Here is a 16,411-nt window from a genome sequence, read left to right on the forward strand (position 1 = left end):
TTTATGAAAATAGGCTATTTATCAAGTATTTCGTTGATTTATAGCCTATTTTCGACTCGACCCGGCGCCCCTCTGTAGTTTACACTTCTTCTATGAATAGTAAGGAAGATATAATTGTGAACTCTCCAGAGGGGCGTTCTGCGTTAGAAAAACATATTTTCGGCATTACCGATGATATGGAAATCGAACGTAAAAGCTCTGAAGGAGGGTTATTACCTGATAAGTTGGGTGATGAAGATCTATCCTTTGAAGATGTGCCTCCACCGCCCAGTAAAATGAAGACGACATCGGATTTATTCCGTATGGCGATAGAAGCCCATGAGGCTGGTAATTATGCTGATGCGGAACTTCTATATCGTAAATTGCTGAGCGAGCGTCCAAACGTACCTTCGGCATGGGGAAATCTAGGCGTTTTATTGCGTCGGCGAAAGATGACTGAGGCTGCTGTGATTTGTTTACGACGCGGTTTAGCATTGCGTCCAGATGATGGGACCAGCTGGTCAAACCTTGGTAATGCGTTACGTGATTTATGCCGCTATGATGAAGCCGTTAAAGCGCATAGACACGCTATCGATCTTGATCCGGGCGCACCTCAAATTCATTATAATTTAGGCTTGGTTCATCGAGACCTTGGGCATTTAAAAGAAGCAGAAGGCTGTTTTCGACGCGCTGAACTTCTGGGTTATGACAGTGCTGAGCTGCGCTGGGATCATGCATTATTGGATTTATTGAAGGGAGATTTGGAACAGGGGTTTGAAGGGTTGGAAGCGCGATGGCAATTACATGATTGTCATCCACATTTCCCAGAAATTCCAATTTGGAAAGGCGCCCCATTAGAAGGGCAAACATTGATGGTATATGCAGAAAATGGAATTGGAGATAGTCTTCAGTTTTGTCGGTATTTGCCATTAGTTCAAAGTAAAGCTGGGGCAATTGTTTTTTATTGTGACCCCTCGATTAAGCGCCTTATTCAATCTAGCCCAGAATTTGAAGGGGTAGAAGTTTATGGGTTCGACGATGCGCTTCCGGAAGATATCGATGCGGTTATTCCATTGATGAGTTTACCGCGGATGGTTGGTGCAAAGTCTGAAGATATTCCTAATCGTATTCCGTATTTGAAAGCGCCTGATACAGATGTTCCTATATTGAATAAGGGGCTTATTCCGCAAATCCGCGTAGGGCTGGTATGGGCGGGAGATATCCATCATAAGAACGATCATAATCGTTCCATAGCGCTAGAGCAGTTTGCACAATTACTTGATTTGCCGGGGATACAATTTTACAGCTTTCAAATCGGTGGGGCAGAAAGTCAGATTAAAGACCATTGTTTTGATCCTATGATTAGAGATCTTTCGGCTCATATTCGGGATTTTGCAGATACGGCGAGTTTATTAAATCAGTTTGATTTGGTTATTTCAGTTGATACGGCGGTGGCACATCTTGCAGGCGCATTGGATATACCTGTTTGGGTTTTAATTCCTTTTGCACCTGACTGGCGTTGGCAAATGTTACGAGGGGATAGCCCTTGGTATCGATCTATGTCATTATTACGTCAAACCAGTCCGGGAGATTGGCAAGAAGTTATGCATCGGGTTCGGGATCGTCTGATACATAAGTTGCACGAAATTACAGATATTGGGGAAGACTAACACAGCTGGGCAGGCTGTTTACGGGGATGGGAAATGGCTCAAAGAGAATCTAAGCGAACGAATTTTTTAATTCTGTCGCTTGTAGGCGCATTATGCCTAAGTATACCAATTTTTTATGTGTTCTTCGATCAAGCATCACCAGATCCAAGGGAAGATGCTGAGATTCTGGATTCAAGTGGCAAGATACGTGCGGACTATGATCCCGGGGTAGCCTGGCTGCAAAGTAAGCCAATTATGATACCCAATGGACATGGTAGTTATTATAACTTACGTGCCACTTTACGCATGAAGGATCGGGAATCTGCCGATACGATTTGTATGCGCCATCCACATCTGGCGGATATCATTTTAACTATTCTTACAGCGAATAAAGAATTGCTTGAAGATGCGCTCGCCGGGAAAAGTATGGCGCGTAAGGAAATTCATATGGCGATCGAAGGGCGTTTGGGTGGCGATATGTTTACTGAAACGATTATCAGCGATGAAAACCTTGATTTGATGAAGGCTTCAGATAAAGTGCGATACGAATGTGGTGGTAAAGGTCTTCGTTTTGTATTTAGAGATCCACCTGAGGGGCTAAAACAGGATTAATTTAGTATTTTAATCTTGTCTCGGGTAAAGAAAAGGCCAGATCAGCTGATCTGGCCTTTTTGTTCATTTGAATTTCTTTCGTTTAGTCTTCCTGTAAAGCTGCAATATTTACATAAAGATCTAATGCTTCTGGATTGGCTAAAGATTCTTTGTTTTTTACAGATCGTCCATGAACAACATCGCGTACGGCTAATTCTGTAATTTTTCCAGATTTAGTACGTGGAATATCAGTTACAGCAATGATTTTCGCAGGCACATGACGTGGGGTGCATTGTTGTCGAATATGACTGCGGATCGCTTGTTGAAGATCTTCTGTTAATTCGGCTTCTTCTGCTAAAGTGATGAAAAGGACAACGCGTACATCACTGTTCCAATCCTGACCGATTACCAAGGCTTCTTTAACTTGGGCAAAACTTTCCACCTGACGATAAATCTCAGCAGTACCAATGCGCACACCACCTGGGTTTAGTGTTGCATCTGAACGGCCATAGACGACAATACCACCTGTTTCTGTGACTTCAATAAAGTCACCATGATGCCAAATATTATCATATTCTGCATAATAGGCGTTGTGATAACGACTGCCATCTTCATCTTTCCAGAAACCAAGAGGCATAGACGGAAAAGGTTTAGTGCAAACCAACTCGCCTTTTTCCTGCTCAACGGAACTGCCATTCTCATCATAGACATGAACGTCCATAGCCAACATTTTACCTTGGATCTCGCCGCGATATACAGGCTTGGTGGGAATGCCGCCAATGAAACAGCCTAATAAATCTGTCCCGCCAGATAAGGATGAAAGCTGTACATCTTTCTTAATATTTTCATATACATAGTCGAAGCTTTCAGCGACTAAAGGAGAGCCCGTAGAGCCAATTACTTTAACGCTTTCTAGGCTATGAGTATTAATGGGTTTTACTTCTGCTTTGTTTAATGCATCGATATATTTCGCACTCGTACCAAAGAAATTTACGCCTTCAGCATCTGCAAGATCAAATAGAATATTGGCATCTGGTGCGAACGGGGACCCGTCATAAAGGACCAAAGTAGATTGACAAGATAAAGCGGCGACCAGCCAGTTCCACATCATCCAGCCGCATGTGGTGAAATAGAACACGCGACTGCCCAAACCATTATTACAATGGAGCATATGCTCCTTCTTTTGAGTTAGTAAAACGCCACCTGCTGAATGCACAATGCATTTTGGCACTCCAGTCGTGCCCGATGAATACATGATATAAGCTGGATGATTGAAATCCGTATATTCATATTCAATTTCTTTTGCATCGTAATCGGCAATGAAATGATCTAATGAGATAGAATTAATAATTTCTGCTTCGATTGGGTCATCGCTAAGAAGCGGTAAGATTACCACTTTTTCAACGGTAGGAAGGCCTGCTACGATTTCGCGGACACGACCTAAGCTGTCATGGCTTTTTCCATTGTAGTAATACCCGTCGGCGGTAAAGAGCACTTTTGGTTCCGTTTGTCCAAAACGATCCAAAACACCATTAATACCAAAATCAGGAGAACAGGAAGTCCACACAGCACCAACGGCAGTGGCTGCTAGCATGGCCATAACAGTTTCGGGCATGTTGGGTACAAAGCCTGCAACGCGATCGCCGGGTTTAACCCCCATGTCACGTAACGCCTGAGAAAGACGAGATACGCCATCATATAACTCTTTCCAAGTCATCCGACGCTTCACTTTATCTTCTGCCCAAAATACAATAGCATTTGAACCATCACGTTTTTGAAGCATGTTTTCTGCAAAATTAAACTTTGCATCTGGGAAGAATTTAGCGCCTGGCATTTTATCAGCATCTGCAATTACACGTTCGCCTTTAGTTTGAGCAACGATTTTGCCAAACTTCCAAAACGAATCCCAAAATTTCTCCAGTTCATTGACAGAGAAATCATGTAATGCATCATAATTGGATAATGTCACCCCGTGATCCGCTTCTAACATATTCATAAAAGCAGACATATTTGATTTGGCTACGCGCGCCGAATTCGGCGTCCACAATGGGTTTGTCATTCTATAGTCACCATTCAGAAAGATGTTTTACCAACAAATTGGCCTTAATCCGCACAGTTTTTTTAATTATTATTAATTCAATACAACGGCTTGAAAGGGGGGACAAGCCTTGGTCGTGCTTATTAAGTCTCATAACAGTGCAAAAATACTCAACAGTTGCTTTTTCCTGTGTTCTTTTTAATAACTAAGGAAAGGTAATATTATTATCCAAGTTTTGGGAGCGTAAACGTTATGGATGTAAATGGATTAGTTGCTGTTGTAACAGGTGGGGCGAGTGGTTTAGGAGAAGGTACAGCGCGTGCCTTGGCAGCCGCAGGTGCAAAGGTGGCAGTATTGGATATGGGGTTGGAGAAAGCTCAAGCCGTTGCAGATGAAATCGGAGGACTTGCTGTTGCTTGTGATGTATCCGATGCAATAAGTGCCGAAAAGGCAATGAACGAGGTACAGGAAAAGCTAGGGGCATGTGCCATTGCAGTTAATTGCGCGGGAATTGCACCTGCAATGAAAATTGTAGGACGAGAAGGACCATGTGACTTAGCGGCATTTTCAAAAGTGATTCAGGTGAATTTGATTGGTAGTTTTAACATTATGCGTTTAGCTGCTGCACAAATGCAAACACGTGAAGCAAATGAAGATGGTGAGCGTGGTTTAATTGTAAACACGGCATCTGTTGCGGCTTTCGAAGGTCAGATTGGCCAAGCTGCATATTCAGCTTCTAAAGGGGGGGTAGTCGGTATGACGCTGCCAGCTGCACGTGAATTTGCAAAAACTGGTATTCGTGTAAATGCGATTGCACCAGGTCTCTTTGGTACGCCCATGCTTTTAGGGATGCCACAAGAAGTTCAGGATAGTCTTACATCAACTCTGCCCTTCCCGTCGCGATTCGGGCGCCCAGATGAATATGCAAAGCTGGTGTTACATATGGTTGATAACGCAATTATGAATGGCGAAGTGGTACGTTTAGATAGTGCATTGAGAATGCAGCCAAGATAATGTAAATACTATTTCTCAATAAATACTCGCTTTTTGCGAGTATTTATTGGTTTAATTTACATAAATATATTGGGCAATATAGCTTTTCCCAAAAGTAACATATCGAAAATATCTTTTGATAACAAATGGTTAAAAATACTATTTTTTTGTGTTTAAAATATATAAAACATAAAAAGCTTGTTTTTATCTATTAATAACACCATTATCTTATCAATTGATTAAGCATGAAATAGATGCACTATGATTAGGAAAGATAATTGTTATGTCGGCTCTGCAACAAAAACAGATAGAAGAAGCTGAATTTTCAAATTATGAAGCATTGGTAGGGCATATGGATGATCCTGAGCAAGACCATGTGAAAACAGCTATTTCCTTTCTACAAGCTGCCAATGATGAATTAGGACAAGATGGACTGGCATCGGTTTCTTCTTTTGGTGCTGAGTCCGCTGTGTTGTTACATTTAATCAGCCGAGTGGATAAAAATTTCCCAATTTTCTTTTTGGACACAGGTAAGCATTTCAAAGAAACAATTGATTATGTTGATATGCTTTCTAAGCGTTTGCGCCTTACCAATGTGCAATTTGTTTCCCCCAATGTGAAGGAAGTCGCGGAATTGGATCCTGACGGTTCTTTGTGGGAAAGTGATCCTGATCAATGTTGTGCGATACGTAAAGTAAACCCGCTTTCGGATACATTGAATGGGTATAAAGGATGGATTACGGGACGTAAGAAATTTCACGGCGGCGGGCGTAAGGAGTTACCTCGTGTAGAGTGGGAAGAAGGTAAGATTAAGCTTAACCCAATTGTTGATTGGACTGCTGATCAAATTCAAGATCACTTCACTAATTTTGGTCTTCCACAACATAGCTTGGTTGATCAAGGTTATAAATCTATCGGATGTGAGGTTTGTACTGTAAAGGTCGCTGACGGCGAAGATGTACGTGCAGGCCGTTGGAAAGGGAAATCCAAGTTTGAATGTGGTATTCATCGTGCAGAGGCGATGAAATATGCGGAAAATATTTAATACATAGATCTATTAATATAGTAAAAGCCCGATATTAATATCGGGCTTTATTTTTATTCATTGCATTAAATTGTCTTGAGAAGTTCGCAGAATATCATTTTGTTCTGTAAAAAGTATTGCATTCTGATAAATCGAACTGATATATAGAGATATCTTTATATTAATAACAATAATGCACAGATCGAAAGTAACGTATTATGCCAATCAAGATCCCTGATAGTTTGCCTGCCCGCCAATATTTGGAAGGCGAGGGTCTTGTTGTCATGCGTGAAAGTGAAGCGTCACGTCAGGACATTCGCCCGTTAAGAATTGCGCTTTTGAATTTGATGCCTTTAAAGGAAAAAACTGAACTTCACTTTTCTCGTTTGATCGGTGCAACACCTTTGCAGGTGGAGTTAACTTTACTAACGACAGGTAGTTACACACCTACAAATGTTAGTAAGGAGCATATGCTTGCTTTTTACCAATCTTGGGAAGAAGTAAAAGATCAGAAATACGATGGGCTTATAATTACAGGCGCACCAGTAGAAACACTTGATTTTAAAGATGTAATTTATTGGTCAGAAATGGAATCCATTTTGGAATGGACGCAGACGAATGTGTTTAATACTTTAAACATTTGCTGGGGCGCGCAAGCAGCGCTTTATCATTTCCATGATGTACCAAAACATGAGTTAACTGAGAAGCGGTTTGGTATATACCCTCATAAAGTTGTGAAGAAACATTCAGTATTACTACGAGGTTTCGATGATGAGTTTATGGTGCCTGTATCGCGCCATACAGAAAATCGGGCAGCTGATTTGCCAGCTGAAGCGAACCTTGAGGTTCTAGCAGAATCTGAGGATGCGGGACTTTGTGTGTTGCGTGATCATGACAAGCGTCAAGTATACATGTTTAATCATCTGGAATATGATTCCACCACATTAAAAGATGAATATGATCGTGACGCGCGTCAGGGATTGGATATTACAGTTCCACTTAATTATTATCCGGATGATGATCCAACCAAGATGCCGCCGAACTTATGGCGTAGTCATGCGCATTTGTTTATTTCCAACTGGATTAATGATGTTTATCAACGCACACCATTTGATCTAAATGATATTGGTAAATAACTGAGATAGATTTTCAAATAGTGGTCTTGTCACGATAGTCAAAGCTGTTTTATTGTGTCGGCGATTTAACAATTGAGACTGCATTATTTATTCATGAAACGTCATTCACAACTTTGGTCATATGCGATCGGGCTGGCATTTTTTGCCTTTAGCCTTGGCATCTTTATGCCATTGTCGGTGAGTTTGGCCGGGGGGAATAGTAATACAAGTCCGGGCTTGATGCAGATATGTGGTATTGGTGGTGTGCAATTTGTGGCACCTGCCACCACGGAAGACGCAAACCAGACCCGTGTGACACAAGGGCATGAATATTGTGTCTATAGTGGTTTGGGTGATACGCCGTTTCTTGCTGTAAAACTGGATGGTAACCTGAAACGTGCAGAGAATGAATTGTCCCAGCAATTCTGCTCAGATGATCTTCATTTATCTGGTATCAAGTATTTAATAGGCCCAATTCGTGCACCACCCATAGCTGTTTAACATTCATTTATAAAAAATTGTTAAACTAACTTAAGTTATAGGTATCTCCTTATGAAAAACAAAATCTTGGGCGCAGTTGTAGCGCTATTTTCTGTCTTTGCTATTTCTACTTTCGCATCTGCTGATGAAATCAAGCATGGCGATATTATGATCAAGGACCCATGGGCACGCGCTGCTGCTAATCAAAAAGTTGGCGCGGGTTTCTTGAAATTGCATAATATGGGTGAAGCTGATGTGCTGCTGGCTGCAAAATCAGATATCGCTAAAAAAGTTGAAATTCATGAAAGTAGCATGTCTGCAGAAGGCATTATGCGTATGGTAAAGCAAGATAGCCTTCCAATTCCTGCCGGTGGTATGGTGGAACTAAAACCGGGTAGCTTCCATATTATGTTCATGAAGTTAAATGAAAAGATGACTGAAGGTGAAAAAGTCACTGTTGAGTTGATCTTTGAAAAGGCAGGACCTATTACTTTGGAGCTTCCTGTTCATAAAGCTGGGGCCATGAAACATGGCCATGAACATTCTCATAATTAAATGCAGCTGAAAGAAAGGCCTTTTATGAAACGTTGGAAAATCACAATCGAATATGATGGTGGCCCATATGTGGGCTGGCAACGTCAAAATAATGGCCCTTCTATTCAGCAATCTCTTGAAGAAGCAATCAATGCTTTCAGTCAGGAAGAGATTTATGTGCAAGGTGCTGGCAGAACTGATGCTGGCGTCCATGCCACCGGGCAAGTTGCGCATTTCGATATGATCAAAGAGATGACTGATCTGAAAATACGCGAGGCCATAAATGCACAATTGCGTAACAATTCAATCTCCGTTCTTGAAGTAGAAGAAGTAGATATGGAATGGCACGCGCGTTTTAGTGCTGTTGGGCGTGCTTACCTTTATCGCATACTTGATCGTCGTGCCCGTCCGGCATTGGATAAGGGGCGCGTGTGGCATTGCCGAACCCGTCTAGATCATGAAGCCATGCATGGTGCGGCGCAACGTTTGATCGGACAACATGATTTTTCTAGTTTTCGCGCGAGTGAATGCCAAGCAGAATCCCCGATAAAAACATTGGATAAGCTTGATGTCAGCCGTCACGGTGATGAAATTCATATCATTGTAGAGGCCAAGTCTTTCTTACATCATCAAGTGCGCAATTTTGCAGGTACATTGCAATTAGTTGGATCAGGCCGATGGACTGCAGATGATATTACAAAGGCGCTTGAGGCAAAAGACAGACAAGCAGGCGGACCAACAGCCCCATCTGATGGTTTATACCTCACCACTGTTATTTATCCCGATTAGAAAACTTATTGGGGGAAGTTATGGTTATCTCTAAGCATAGTGAGCACTCATCTTATAGAGAGAAATTGATTGAGCATCTCTTTATAGGGGAGTTGCTGAAATTTTCATGGCAGCAATGTGATTGCGAAATTGAGATTTCAAAACCGGAAGTGGATAATGCCGGATATGATTTGATTGTCGAAGCGGAGAAGGTTGTTCGTCATGTTCAACTAAAGGCTTCCTTTAGTACTTCCACAACGAGCCAATGGAAGGTTCATCGGAAATTGTTTGATAAACCCTCCGGTTGTGTGATCTCAGTGGTATTTGATGAGCAGACTTTAGAACTAGGACCTTTTTTGTTTTTTGGAAGTGAACCTAATGAACCTCTTAAAGGTATTGAAGACCTAAAAGTAGCACGTCATACCAAGGGCAATAAGGACGGCGATAAGGCAGAGCGGCCAAATATCCGAGTAGTGAATAAAGGTCGGTTTGAAAAAGTTGATACTATAGAACAACTTGTCACTAAACTAATTGGCTAGAGACTAATTCTAATCAAAGTAATTCTTCATAATATGTGCGTAAATATCGCGTAGTTTGACGATATCATCAACGGCGACACATTCATCAACCTGATGCATTGTTTGACCAACTAAACCAAAATCCAAAACAGGACAATAATCCTTAATAAATCGGGAATCGCTGGTGCCGCCTGTTGTGCTCAATTCGGGACGAATACCAAGCACTTCTTGGCAGGCGTCAGACACAAGGTCGGAAAGTTGTCCTGGTGGTGTTAAGAAGGATTCGCCAGAAACCTTGCATTCCAGCTCATAATTCACATCTTCTCCGCCGAATTCTTTAATCATTTCATGCATTTTTGCGATCAAAGTTTCACTAGTGTGAAGATCGTTGAAGCGAATGTTGTATGTGGCTTCTGCAATGCCTGGAATAATATTGGTGGTCGGGTTGCCGATATCAATGGTGGAGACAGCTAATGTGGACGGTTGGAAGTGATCTGACCCTTGATCGATCTCCCAATCCGTCAAGCCCTTTAGGATTGATACCAATCTGTGGGCAGCATTGTCTGCAAGATGAGGGTAACCTACATGACCTTGGACACCGTGTATTGTTAAATAGCTATTCACACTACCACGTCGGCCGATTTTAATCATTTCACCCAAAACTTTTGGGTTGGTTGGCTCACCCGTGATACATGCGTCAAGCTTCTCCCCCATAGCAGCCAAAGCAGGCAACATTTTGACAGTACCATTGACGGAAGGGCCTTCCTCATCACCAGTAATCAATAAGCTGATTGAGCCATTTGGTGTGCCCATTTCCTCTAGCACAGAAGAAATAGCCGCAACCCAGCTGGCAATTGCGCCTTTCATGTCAGAGGCACCACGACCATATAGCATGCCTTCGTGGATTTCTGCATGGAACGGATGGGAAGACCATAGATCTTCCTGCCCGACAGGTACAACATCAGTATGTCCTGCAAAACATAAATTCGGTTCTGCAGTACCTAATCGGGCATAAAGATTATCTACATCATCTTCTCCTTCTTCGGAAAAAGGCAGACGTGTGCATTTGAAACCCATTTCTTCCAATGTAGATTGGAGGAGATCAAGCGCGCCACCTTCAATAGGAGTAACGCTTGGGCAGCGGATCAAATCCTGTGCCAGAATAACGGGGTCAAGTGCCATGATATCGTTTGCCTTTTTCTTTAAAAGTCGGAGATTTAGTCGCGAAGAAGATCGTTGATGGATGTTTTAGAACGTGTTTTCTCATCAACACGTTTTACGATCACGGCACAATATAGACTTGGGCCGGGTGTGCCATCAGGTAGTGGTTTGCCTGGTAAACTGCCGGATACAACCACAGAATATGCAGGAACGCGACCCATAAAGATTTCGCCCGTTTCACGATCAACGATCTTAGTGGAGGCACCAATGAATACGCCCATGGAAATCACAGACCCTTCTTCAACAACGACACCTTCTACTACCTCGGAGCGTGCGCCAATAAAGCAATTGTCTTCAATGATTACTGGGCCAGCTTGCAATGGTTCAAGTACACCACCGATTCCAACACCACCGGAAAGGTGAACGTTTTTACCGATTTGCGCGCATGAACCAACTGTAACCCATGTATCAACCATAGTGCCAGTATCAACATAGGCGCCAAGGTTTACAAAGGATGGCATTAACACCGCACTCGGTGCAATATAAGCAGATTTACGAACCACGCAGTTTGGTACTGCACGGAAACCACTTGCTTTAAATTCTTCTGCGCCCCAACCTTCAAATTTGCTAGGCACTTTGTCCCACCAAGAAGACTGGCTACCTGGACCGCCAGGGATGAGTTCCATATCATTCAGACGGAAAGAAAGCAGAACTGCTTTTTTTAGCCATTGATTAACCTGCCAGCCCTCGGCTGTTTTTTCTGCAACACGTGCTTTACCAGAATCCATTAAGTTCAACGCATCATTAACTGCGTCGCGGATTTCACCAGTTGTGGAAAGATTTACATTGTCACGGTCATCAAATGCTTTTTCAATGACAGCTTGCAGATCAGAATAACTCATAATGCCTGTTCCTGATTAATAATCAAAGGGGGAAGCCTTTGGGGTTATAGAAAAGAGTTTCAAAAAAGTCGCTAAATCCCAGTATCTCGAACCTTTTGGTTTTCGACCATTAAGTTACCAGCTTTTTTGAAACTGTTTTGACTGTTTTAAAGCGGGAACAAAATTACCTAGATGTAGATTTAGGTCAAGCAAGGAAAGCGTCATTTTTTATTTATTTTTCCCCACCGGACCCGCGGAATCCCTTACATTCGTGTAAGTTGAAATAATTAATGTTCTATTTATAGGAATAAATACAAAAATATATATTGACTTTTGTTTTTTGTTCTATATATTGAGTTGTGTTGAAGGATTGGAACACTCTCATATCAAGATAATATAAACTTTTTGGGTAATTTTGATCTTATTCATTATTCAGTCGGGTAGCCGACTATTTTTTGAATTAAAATGTTCTTGTTTTATTCTTTAGGGTGGTGCTGGCGACATGTTGATTTGTATTGGCTATGGCGCTGCTCTGAGGCGGGGAAGTGTTGTCTAGTTTTGTTCTTTTCTAGAAGGCTTCCTCGCCGGTAATAATCAAATGAATGAGAATATTATATTCATTTTGTAATTTTATGCAGGATAACCTGTCTTGAAAATTTTGATGCGGAATTGACATGCGAAATCGAAAATTCCCATGTTTGGTTTTGAAGTTTTAGGCCCTGATAAATCTTAGAGGTGACAATGTGGCCCTTGCGCGATGCAGATAACTATATATCTGCTGTCTCTGGTCTCGCTGCATGTGATAACCACATTTTCATCTTCTCCTGAAAATATGAACTTTTGACCTCTAATATTTTGGAGTTGACGATTTATGTCTACGTCTATTGCGAATAGTTTTACAAAGCACTTCCAGGCTGAAGTGCACGAATCCTATCAACGTATGGGTTCGAAGTTGCGCAACACTGTGCGCAGCAAAAACAATGTGAAAGGTTCCAGTACAACCTTCCAGAAAGTTGGCAAAGGTACTGCAAGTACAAAAGCACGTCACGGTAAGGTTCCGGTGATGAATGTAGATCACGAACCAATCGAAATTACTTTGCAGGATTATTATGCCGGTGATTGGGTTGATTCTTTGGATGAGCTGAAAACAAATATTGATGAACGTATGGTTACAGCGAATGCAGGTGCATATGCACTTGGTCGCAAAACTGACGAGTTGATTATTGAAAAGTTGAATGATCTCGATGCGTCACGCGAGGCAAAGGGAACAGGGGCTCAACTGGATGATACATCTGGTTTGACAAAGGAAAAGATTCTTATGGCTTTCGAAATGCTTGGCGAGTCTGACGTCCCTGACGATGGTCAACGCTTCGCAATCATTGGCTGGCGCCAATGGGGTGAATTATTGGCGATCGAAGAATTTTCCAATGCTGATTATGTTGGTGACGATACTTTGCCTTGGAAAGGTACACAGGCAAAGCGTTGGTTAGGTACTTTGTGGATGCCGCATTCCGGGCTTTTAAAAGATGGCTCTGATTTACGACATTGTTACTGGTACCATAAAACTGCAATTGGTCATGCATCCGGTCAGGATGTGAAATCTGATGTTACGTATCACGGTGATCGTGCTTCCTATTTTGTGAATAATATGATGTCTCAAGGTGCTGGCCTTGTAGATCATTCTGGTATTGTTCGTATGCGTTGTAAGGAGGTTTAATCATGGCTTATCAATCAAAAAACCTCTCGGTAATTGCGTATGCAAATGGCTTCACTTTTTGGCATTATGCCACGGAAGATACGGCTGTATCTGTGGCAACCGACGGCTATTTTAATGATGCTGCCGATATGTTGCGTGTGGGGGATGTGATTTTGGCAAATGTTGAGACCGCAGCGTCACCATCTACGGGTTTCTTTTCTGTCGCCAATAATACTTCGGGTGCGGTGGATGTTAACGATATGACAGGTATCGGAACATCAAACAGTAACTAAAAGTCAAAATTTTTGAGTTAGTTAAGTTTTACAAGCTAAGGGGTTATTTACAGCCCGTGAATAACCCCTTTTGTCTTTCATTCTGAGAAAGGAACATTCTATGGCTTTAAGTGCTGTGGCTTTGTGCAGTCGTGCCTTGTTGAAGCTTGGTGCTGACCCCATTTCAAGTTTTGAAGATGGTACTGCTGAGAGTATGGCTGCGAGCTTGCTTTATGGTTCAACACGTGATGCTGTCCTATCTGCATATCCTTGGACTTTCGCGACGGCCCAAAAAGGATTGGCGCGTCTTGGAAGTAAGCCGGTTGCCGATTTTCAATATGCATATCAGTTGCCACCAGATTTCCTCCGTATTCTATCAGCGGGCGAAGGCGGACGTAGTCGTGGAATTGATTATCAAATCATAGAAAATCGATTGCATACAAATGCATCTGCTGTAACGGCTACCTATATTTTTAGACCCTATGAGTCCATGTTTCCTGCCTATTTCGACCAGCTAATGATCTTGCGATTAGCTGCAGAATTATGCTTACCGTTGACCGAAAGTACGTCTCGCGCTGAAAGTATGTTGAATTTGGCAGAAAAGGAATTTCGTAAAACTAAATCTATTGATGCACAGCAAGATACGCCTCAATCCATCGAAGGTTTCAATTTAATCGAGGAACGCTACTGATGCCTCGGATTACTCTTGTTAAAACAAATTTCACGCAGGGAGAAGTTTCTGAAAAACTTCTCGGGCGAAGTGATTTGCAAGCCTTTGCAAATGGGGCACGTAAAATGTCTAATGTTCACGTGTTTCCAACCGGTGGAACAACGCGTCGGGCCGGCTTGCGTTATGTTGATGATTTATCGATTTTAAATGATGATGACACCCGTCAATCATTTGATTACGGACGCGTAGTTTCTTTCGAGTTTAATACCGTAAAAACATATATTCTTGTTTTTGTGGATATGAAGCTTCTCATCTACAGACCTCTTGAAGCTTACCAAGATGATGATTTGTCCCAAAATATCGAACCAGAAGTGTTAGATGCATTCTGGACGAAGGATCAATTAAAGCAAATTACATGGACGCAAAGTGCGGATGAGTTGTTGATTTGCCATCCTGATGTCGCGCCGAAAAGATTGATACGACATAGCGATACAAATTTTTCGTTGAATGATTGGGCGTTTTATTCTTCTGGAGGAAAGGTTTTCGCCCCATATCATAAGTATGAAGCTGATGAGATTGCGCTAGAACCACTTAAGTCTTCTGGAAATAATGTGCAAGTTAACGCAACGGGAGCCGATGGAAACCCTGCTTTAATTTTCAATGGTGGACACATCGGATCTCGTATCCGGATGCATAATGGTGAAGCGATAATTAAGTCTGTACCTGATGCTTCGTACGTTTATGTGGATATCAAATCTAATTTTAGTTCGGATGCAAAAACTACGGATTGGGAAGAGATCGCATTCTCTGAATATCGCGGTTGGCCTAAATCTGTGTGCTTCCATCAAGACCGTTTGGTCATTGGTGGGTCAAAAGGATTACCAAATCGACTCTGGATGTCTAAGTCGTCAGACTTATATAACTTCGATCTCGGAGAGGGCTTGGATGATGAAGCAATTGAGTTTGCGATCTTATCTGACCAAGTGAATGCTATCCAAGGGGTGTTCTCGGGGCGACATTTACAAGTGTTTACGTCTGGTGCCGAATGGATGGTGACTGGTGATCCTTTAACGCCTGAAAACATTCAGTTGAACCGACAAACACGTATTGGATCTATTACCAGTCATTCAGTTCCTCCGCGTGACGTAGATGGTGCGACTTTATTTGCGTCACGAAATGGTATGGAGTTACGAGAGTTTCTTTTTGCCGATGTTGAGCAAGCATATCAGTCTAATGATTTGGCGACGCTGTCACGCCATTTAATGAAGTTTCCAGTGGATCAAGATTTTGAGAAATCGAAACGACTTATGCATATTGTTATGGCAGATGGAACAATGTCCGTTGTTACACTTTATCGACAAGAAAAAGTAACTGCCTGGACATCATTTGAAACAGATGGAGATTTTATATCAGTTGCTGTTGTTGGTACTGAAATCTATTGCATTATCGATAGAGAAAGTCATGTAACTTTGGAAAAGTTTGATGCTGATCATTATACTGATAGTGGTCGTATTTATCATGAAACATCGGCTCAAGAGGCGTATTTAGCTGATGGTTTAGAACATCTAAATAATGCGGCAGTGCAGATTATTGTTAACGGAATTTATCAAGGATTAAAGACGGTTCAAGAAGGACATGTATTGGTCGGAAACATTCCATCTAACTCTATAATTGAGGTCGGCTTACCTTTTACACATGAAGTGATTCCATTACCAATTTATCAGCAGGGTGGAAATAGCGCAGGATTTGGTAAGCCAATACGACTGGTGCGTGCAACATTCCGACTACATGAATCAAAAGCGTTACAGGTAGATACGGGGCAGGGGCCTAAGATTCAGTCTTTTAGACGATTAGGATCTACAGAGGTTTTGGACAAAGAAACCGAAGTCTTCACAGGTGATAAAACGGTCCGTTCTTTGGGTTGGATAAGAGGGGATGCAAGGCCGCTATGGCATGTGCATCAGGATGACCCAATGCCCTGTACTATTCTGTCTGTTGCGACGGAAGTTTCCGTTATGGGGCAATGAAGGAAGGAGAAATAA

Annotated in this window: 16 protein-coding genes; 13 read left to right on the top strand and 3 right to left on the bottom strand. The window is 42.1% G+C overall.

All coding sequences use genetic code 11. The features are described from left to right. Window positions 1–116 precede the first annotated feature (116 nt). Window positions 117–1,649: a tetratricopeptide repeat protein gene (locus ACOQOA_RS12580; RefSeq protein ID WP_420548969.1), complete on the top strand. Its 1,533-nt coding sequence runs from the start codon at window positions 117–119 to the stop codon at window positions 1,647–1,649. Window positions 1,650–1,682: 33 nt separating this feature from the next. Then, window positions 1,683–2,240, top strand: coding sequence for a hypothetical protein (locus ACOQOA_RS12585; RefSeq protein WP_420548970.1), 558 nt, complete (start codon window positions 1,683–1,685; stop codon window positions 2,238–2,240). Window positions 2,241–2,322: 82 nt separating this feature from the next. Here the strand turns inward: ACOQOA_RS12585 and ACOQOA_RS12590 are convergent, their stop codons facing one another. After that, a complete protein-coding gene (locus ACOQOA_RS12590; protein WP_420548971.1) occupies window positions 2,323–4,278 on the bottom strand; it encodes an acetoacetate--CoA ligase in 1,956 nt (651 codons plus the stop codon). Between the two features lie 231 nt (window positions 4,279–4,509). On the opposite strand from ACOQOA_RS12590, the gene ACOQOA_RS12595 reads away from it, so the two are divergent. The 7 genes from ACOQOA_RS12595 to ACOQOA_RS12625 all read left to right on the top strand — a co-directional run bounded on the left by ACOQOA_RS12595 (window position 4,510) and on the right by ACOQOA_RS12625 (window position 9,710). Then, complete coding sequence (locus ACOQOA_RS12595) at window positions 4,510–5,271, top strand: SDR family NAD(P)-dependent oxidoreductase (protein WP_420548972.1); 762 nt, start codon at window positions 4,510–4,512, stop codon at window positions 5,269–5,271. A gap of 262 nt (window positions 5,272–5,533) precedes the next feature. Next, window positions 5,534–6,295: a phosphoadenylyl-sulfate reductase gene (locus ACOQOA_RS12600; protein WP_420548973.1), complete on the top strand. Its 762-nt coding sequence runs from the start codon at window positions 5,534–5,536 to the stop codon at window positions 6,293–6,295. Between the two features lie 197 nt (window positions 6,296–6,492). Continuing rightward, window positions 6,493–7,410 (top strand): homoserine O-succinyltransferase, encoded by a 918-nt coding sequence (locus ACOQOA_RS12605; RefSeq protein ID WP_420548974.1) that lies wholly within the window; start codon window positions 6,493–6,495, stop codon window positions 7,408–7,410. 93 nt (window positions 7,411–7,503) lie between these two features. After that, window positions 7,504–7,890, top strand: coding sequence for a hypothetical protein (locus tag ACOQOA_RS12610; RefSeq protein ID WP_420548975.1), 387 nt, complete (start codon window positions 7,504–7,506; stop codon window positions 7,888–7,890). A 51-nt stretch (window positions 7,891–7,941) separates the two neighbouring features. Continuing rightward, a complete protein-coding gene (locus ACOQOA_RS12615; protein ID WP_420548976.1) occupies window positions 7,942–8,424 on the top strand; it encodes a copper chaperone PCu(A)C in 483 nt (160 codons plus the stop codon). A gap of 24 nt (window positions 8,425–8,448) precedes the next feature. After that, the gene (gene truA, locus ACOQOA_RS12620; RefSeq protein WP_420548977.1) at window positions 8,449–9,192 is read left to right on the top strand and encodes a tRNA pseudouridine(38-40) synthase TruA; all 744 of its coding nucleotides are present in this window, start codon (window positions 8,449–8,451) and stop codon (window positions 9,190–9,192) included. 20 nt (window positions 9,193–9,212) lie between these two features. Next, entirely contained in the window at window positions 9,213–9,710 is a 498-nt protein-coding gene (locus ACOQOA_RS12625; RefSeq protein WP_420548978.1) for a hypothetical protein, read from the top strand. Between the two features lie 9 nt (window positions 9,711–9,719). Here ACOQOA_RS12625 and dapE read toward each other — a convergent pair whose 3' ends face one another. Together dapE and dapD are read right to left on the bottom strand one after the other, a co-directional pair. Then, on the bottom strand, window positions 9,720–10,871 hold the full coding sequence (dapE, locus tag ACOQOA_RS12630) for a succinyl-diaminopimelate desuccinylase (RefSeq protein ID WP_420548979.1): 1,152 nt from the start codon (window positions 10,869–10,871) through the stop codon (window positions 9,720–9,722). 35 nt (window positions 10,872–10,906) lie between these two features. Then, the gene (gene dapD, locus ACOQOA_RS12635) at window positions 10,907–11,752 is read right to left on the bottom strand and encodes a 2,3,4,5-tetrahydropyridine-2,6-dicarboxylate N-succinyltransferase (RefSeq protein ID WP_420548980.1); all 846 of its coding nucleotides are present in this window, start codon (window positions 11,750–11,752) and stop codon (window positions 10,907–10,909) included. Window positions 11,753–12,602: 850 nt separating this feature from the next. Here dapD and ACOQOA_RS12640 point away from each other — a divergent pair. The 4 genes from ACOQOA_RS12640 to ACOQOA_RS12655 all read left to right on the top strand — a co-directional run bounded on the left by ACOQOA_RS12640 (window position 12,603) and on the right by ACOQOA_RS12655 (window position 16,396). Next, a complete protein-coding gene (locus ACOQOA_RS12640) occupies window positions 12,603–13,448 on the top strand; it encodes a phage capsid protein (protein WP_420548981.1) in 846 nt (281 codons plus the stop codon). Between the two features lie 2 nt (window positions 13,449–13,450). Continuing rightward, a complete protein-coding gene (locus tag ACOQOA_RS12645; RefSeq protein ID WP_420548982.1) occupies window positions 13,451–13,720 on the top strand; it encodes a hypothetical protein in 270 nt (89 codons plus the stop codon). Between the two features lie 100 nt (window positions 13,721–13,820). After that, window positions 13,821–14,390 carry a hypothetical protein gene (locus ACOQOA_RS12650; protein WP_420548983.1) on the top strand — a complete coding sequence of 190 codons (570 nt, stop codon included), beginning with the start codon at window positions 13,821–13,823 and terminating at the stop codon, window positions 14,388–14,390. Continuing rightward, window positions 14,390–16,396 (top strand): hypothetical protein, encoded by a 2,007-nt coding sequence (locus tag ACOQOA_RS12655; RefSeq protein WP_420548984.1) that lies wholly within the window; start codon window positions 14,390–14,392, stop codon window positions 16,394–16,396. The genes ACOQOA_RS12650 and ACOQOA_RS12655 overlap by 1 nt, the downstream gene beginning before the upstream one ends. The last annotated feature ends 15 nt before the right edge of the window (window positions 16,397–16,411 follow it).

This window comes from Curvivirga sp., assembly GCF_965219885.1.
Taxonomy (GTDB): Bacteria; Pseudomonadota; Alphaproteobacteria; order UBA8366; family Aestuariispiraceae; genus Curvivirga.

Excerpts from the sequence above, each read along its gene's own strand:
- ACOQOA_RS12585 (WP_420548970.1), top strand. The coding sequence starts at position 1,683 with ATGGCTCAAAGAGAATCTAAGCGAACGAATTTTTTAATTCTGTCGCTT.
- ACOQOA_RS12590 (WP_420548971.1), bottom strand. The coding sequence starts at position 4,278 with ATGACAAACCCATTGTGGACGCCGAATTCGGCGCGCGTAGCCAAATCA.
- ACOQOA_RS12595 (WP_420548972.1), top strand. The coding sequence starts at position 4,510 with ATGGATGTAAATGGATTAGTTGCTGTTGTAACAGGTGGGGCGAGTGGT.
- ACOQOA_RS12600 (WP_420548973.1), top strand. The coding sequence starts at position 5,534 with ATGTCGGCTCTGCAACAAAAACAGATAGAAGAAGCTGAATTTTCAAAT.
- ACOQOA_RS12605 (WP_420548974.1), top strand. The coding sequence starts at position 6,493 with ATGCCAATCAAGATCCCTGATAGTTTGCCTGCCCGCCAATATTTGGAA.
- ACOQOA_RS12610 (WP_420548975.1), top strand. The coding sequence starts at position 7,504 with ATGAAACGTCATTCACAACTTTGGTCATATGCGATCGGGCTGGCATTT.
- ACOQOA_RS12615 (WP_420548976.1), top strand. The coding sequence starts at position 7,942 with ATGAAAAACAAAATCTTGGGCGCAGTTGTAGCGCTATTTTCTGTCTTT.
- truA (WP_420548977.1), top strand. The coding sequence starts at position 8,449 with ATGAAACGTTGGAAAATCACAATCGAATATGATGGTGGCCCATATGTG.
- ACOQOA_RS12625 (WP_420548978.1), top strand. The coding sequence starts at position 9,213 with ATGGTTATCTCTAAGCATAGTGAGCACTCATCTTATAGAGAGAAATTG.
- dapE (WP_420548979.1), bottom strand. The coding sequence starts at position 10,871 with ATGGCACTTGACCCCGTTATTCTGGCACAGGATTTGATCCGCTGCCCA.
- dapD (WP_420548980.1), bottom strand. The coding sequence starts at position 11,752 with ATGAGTTATTCTGATCTGCAAGCTGTCATTGAAAAAGCATTTGATGAC.
- ACOQOA_RS12640 (WP_420548981.1), top strand. The coding sequence starts at position 12,603 with ATGTCTACGTCTATTGCGAATAGTTTTACAAAGCACTTCCAGGCTGAA.
- ACOQOA_RS12645 (WP_420548982.1), top strand. The coding sequence starts at position 13,451 with ATGGCTTATCAATCAAAAAACCTCTCGGTAATTGCGTATGCAAATGGC.
- ACOQOA_RS12650 (WP_420548983.1), top strand. The coding sequence starts at position 13,821 with ATGGCTTTAAGTGCTGTGGCTTTGTGCAGTCGTGCCTTGTTGAAGCTT.
- ACOQOA_RS12655 (WP_420548984.1), top strand. The coding sequence starts at position 14,390 with ATGCCTCGGATTACTCTTGTTAAAACAAATTTCACGCAGGGAGAAGTT.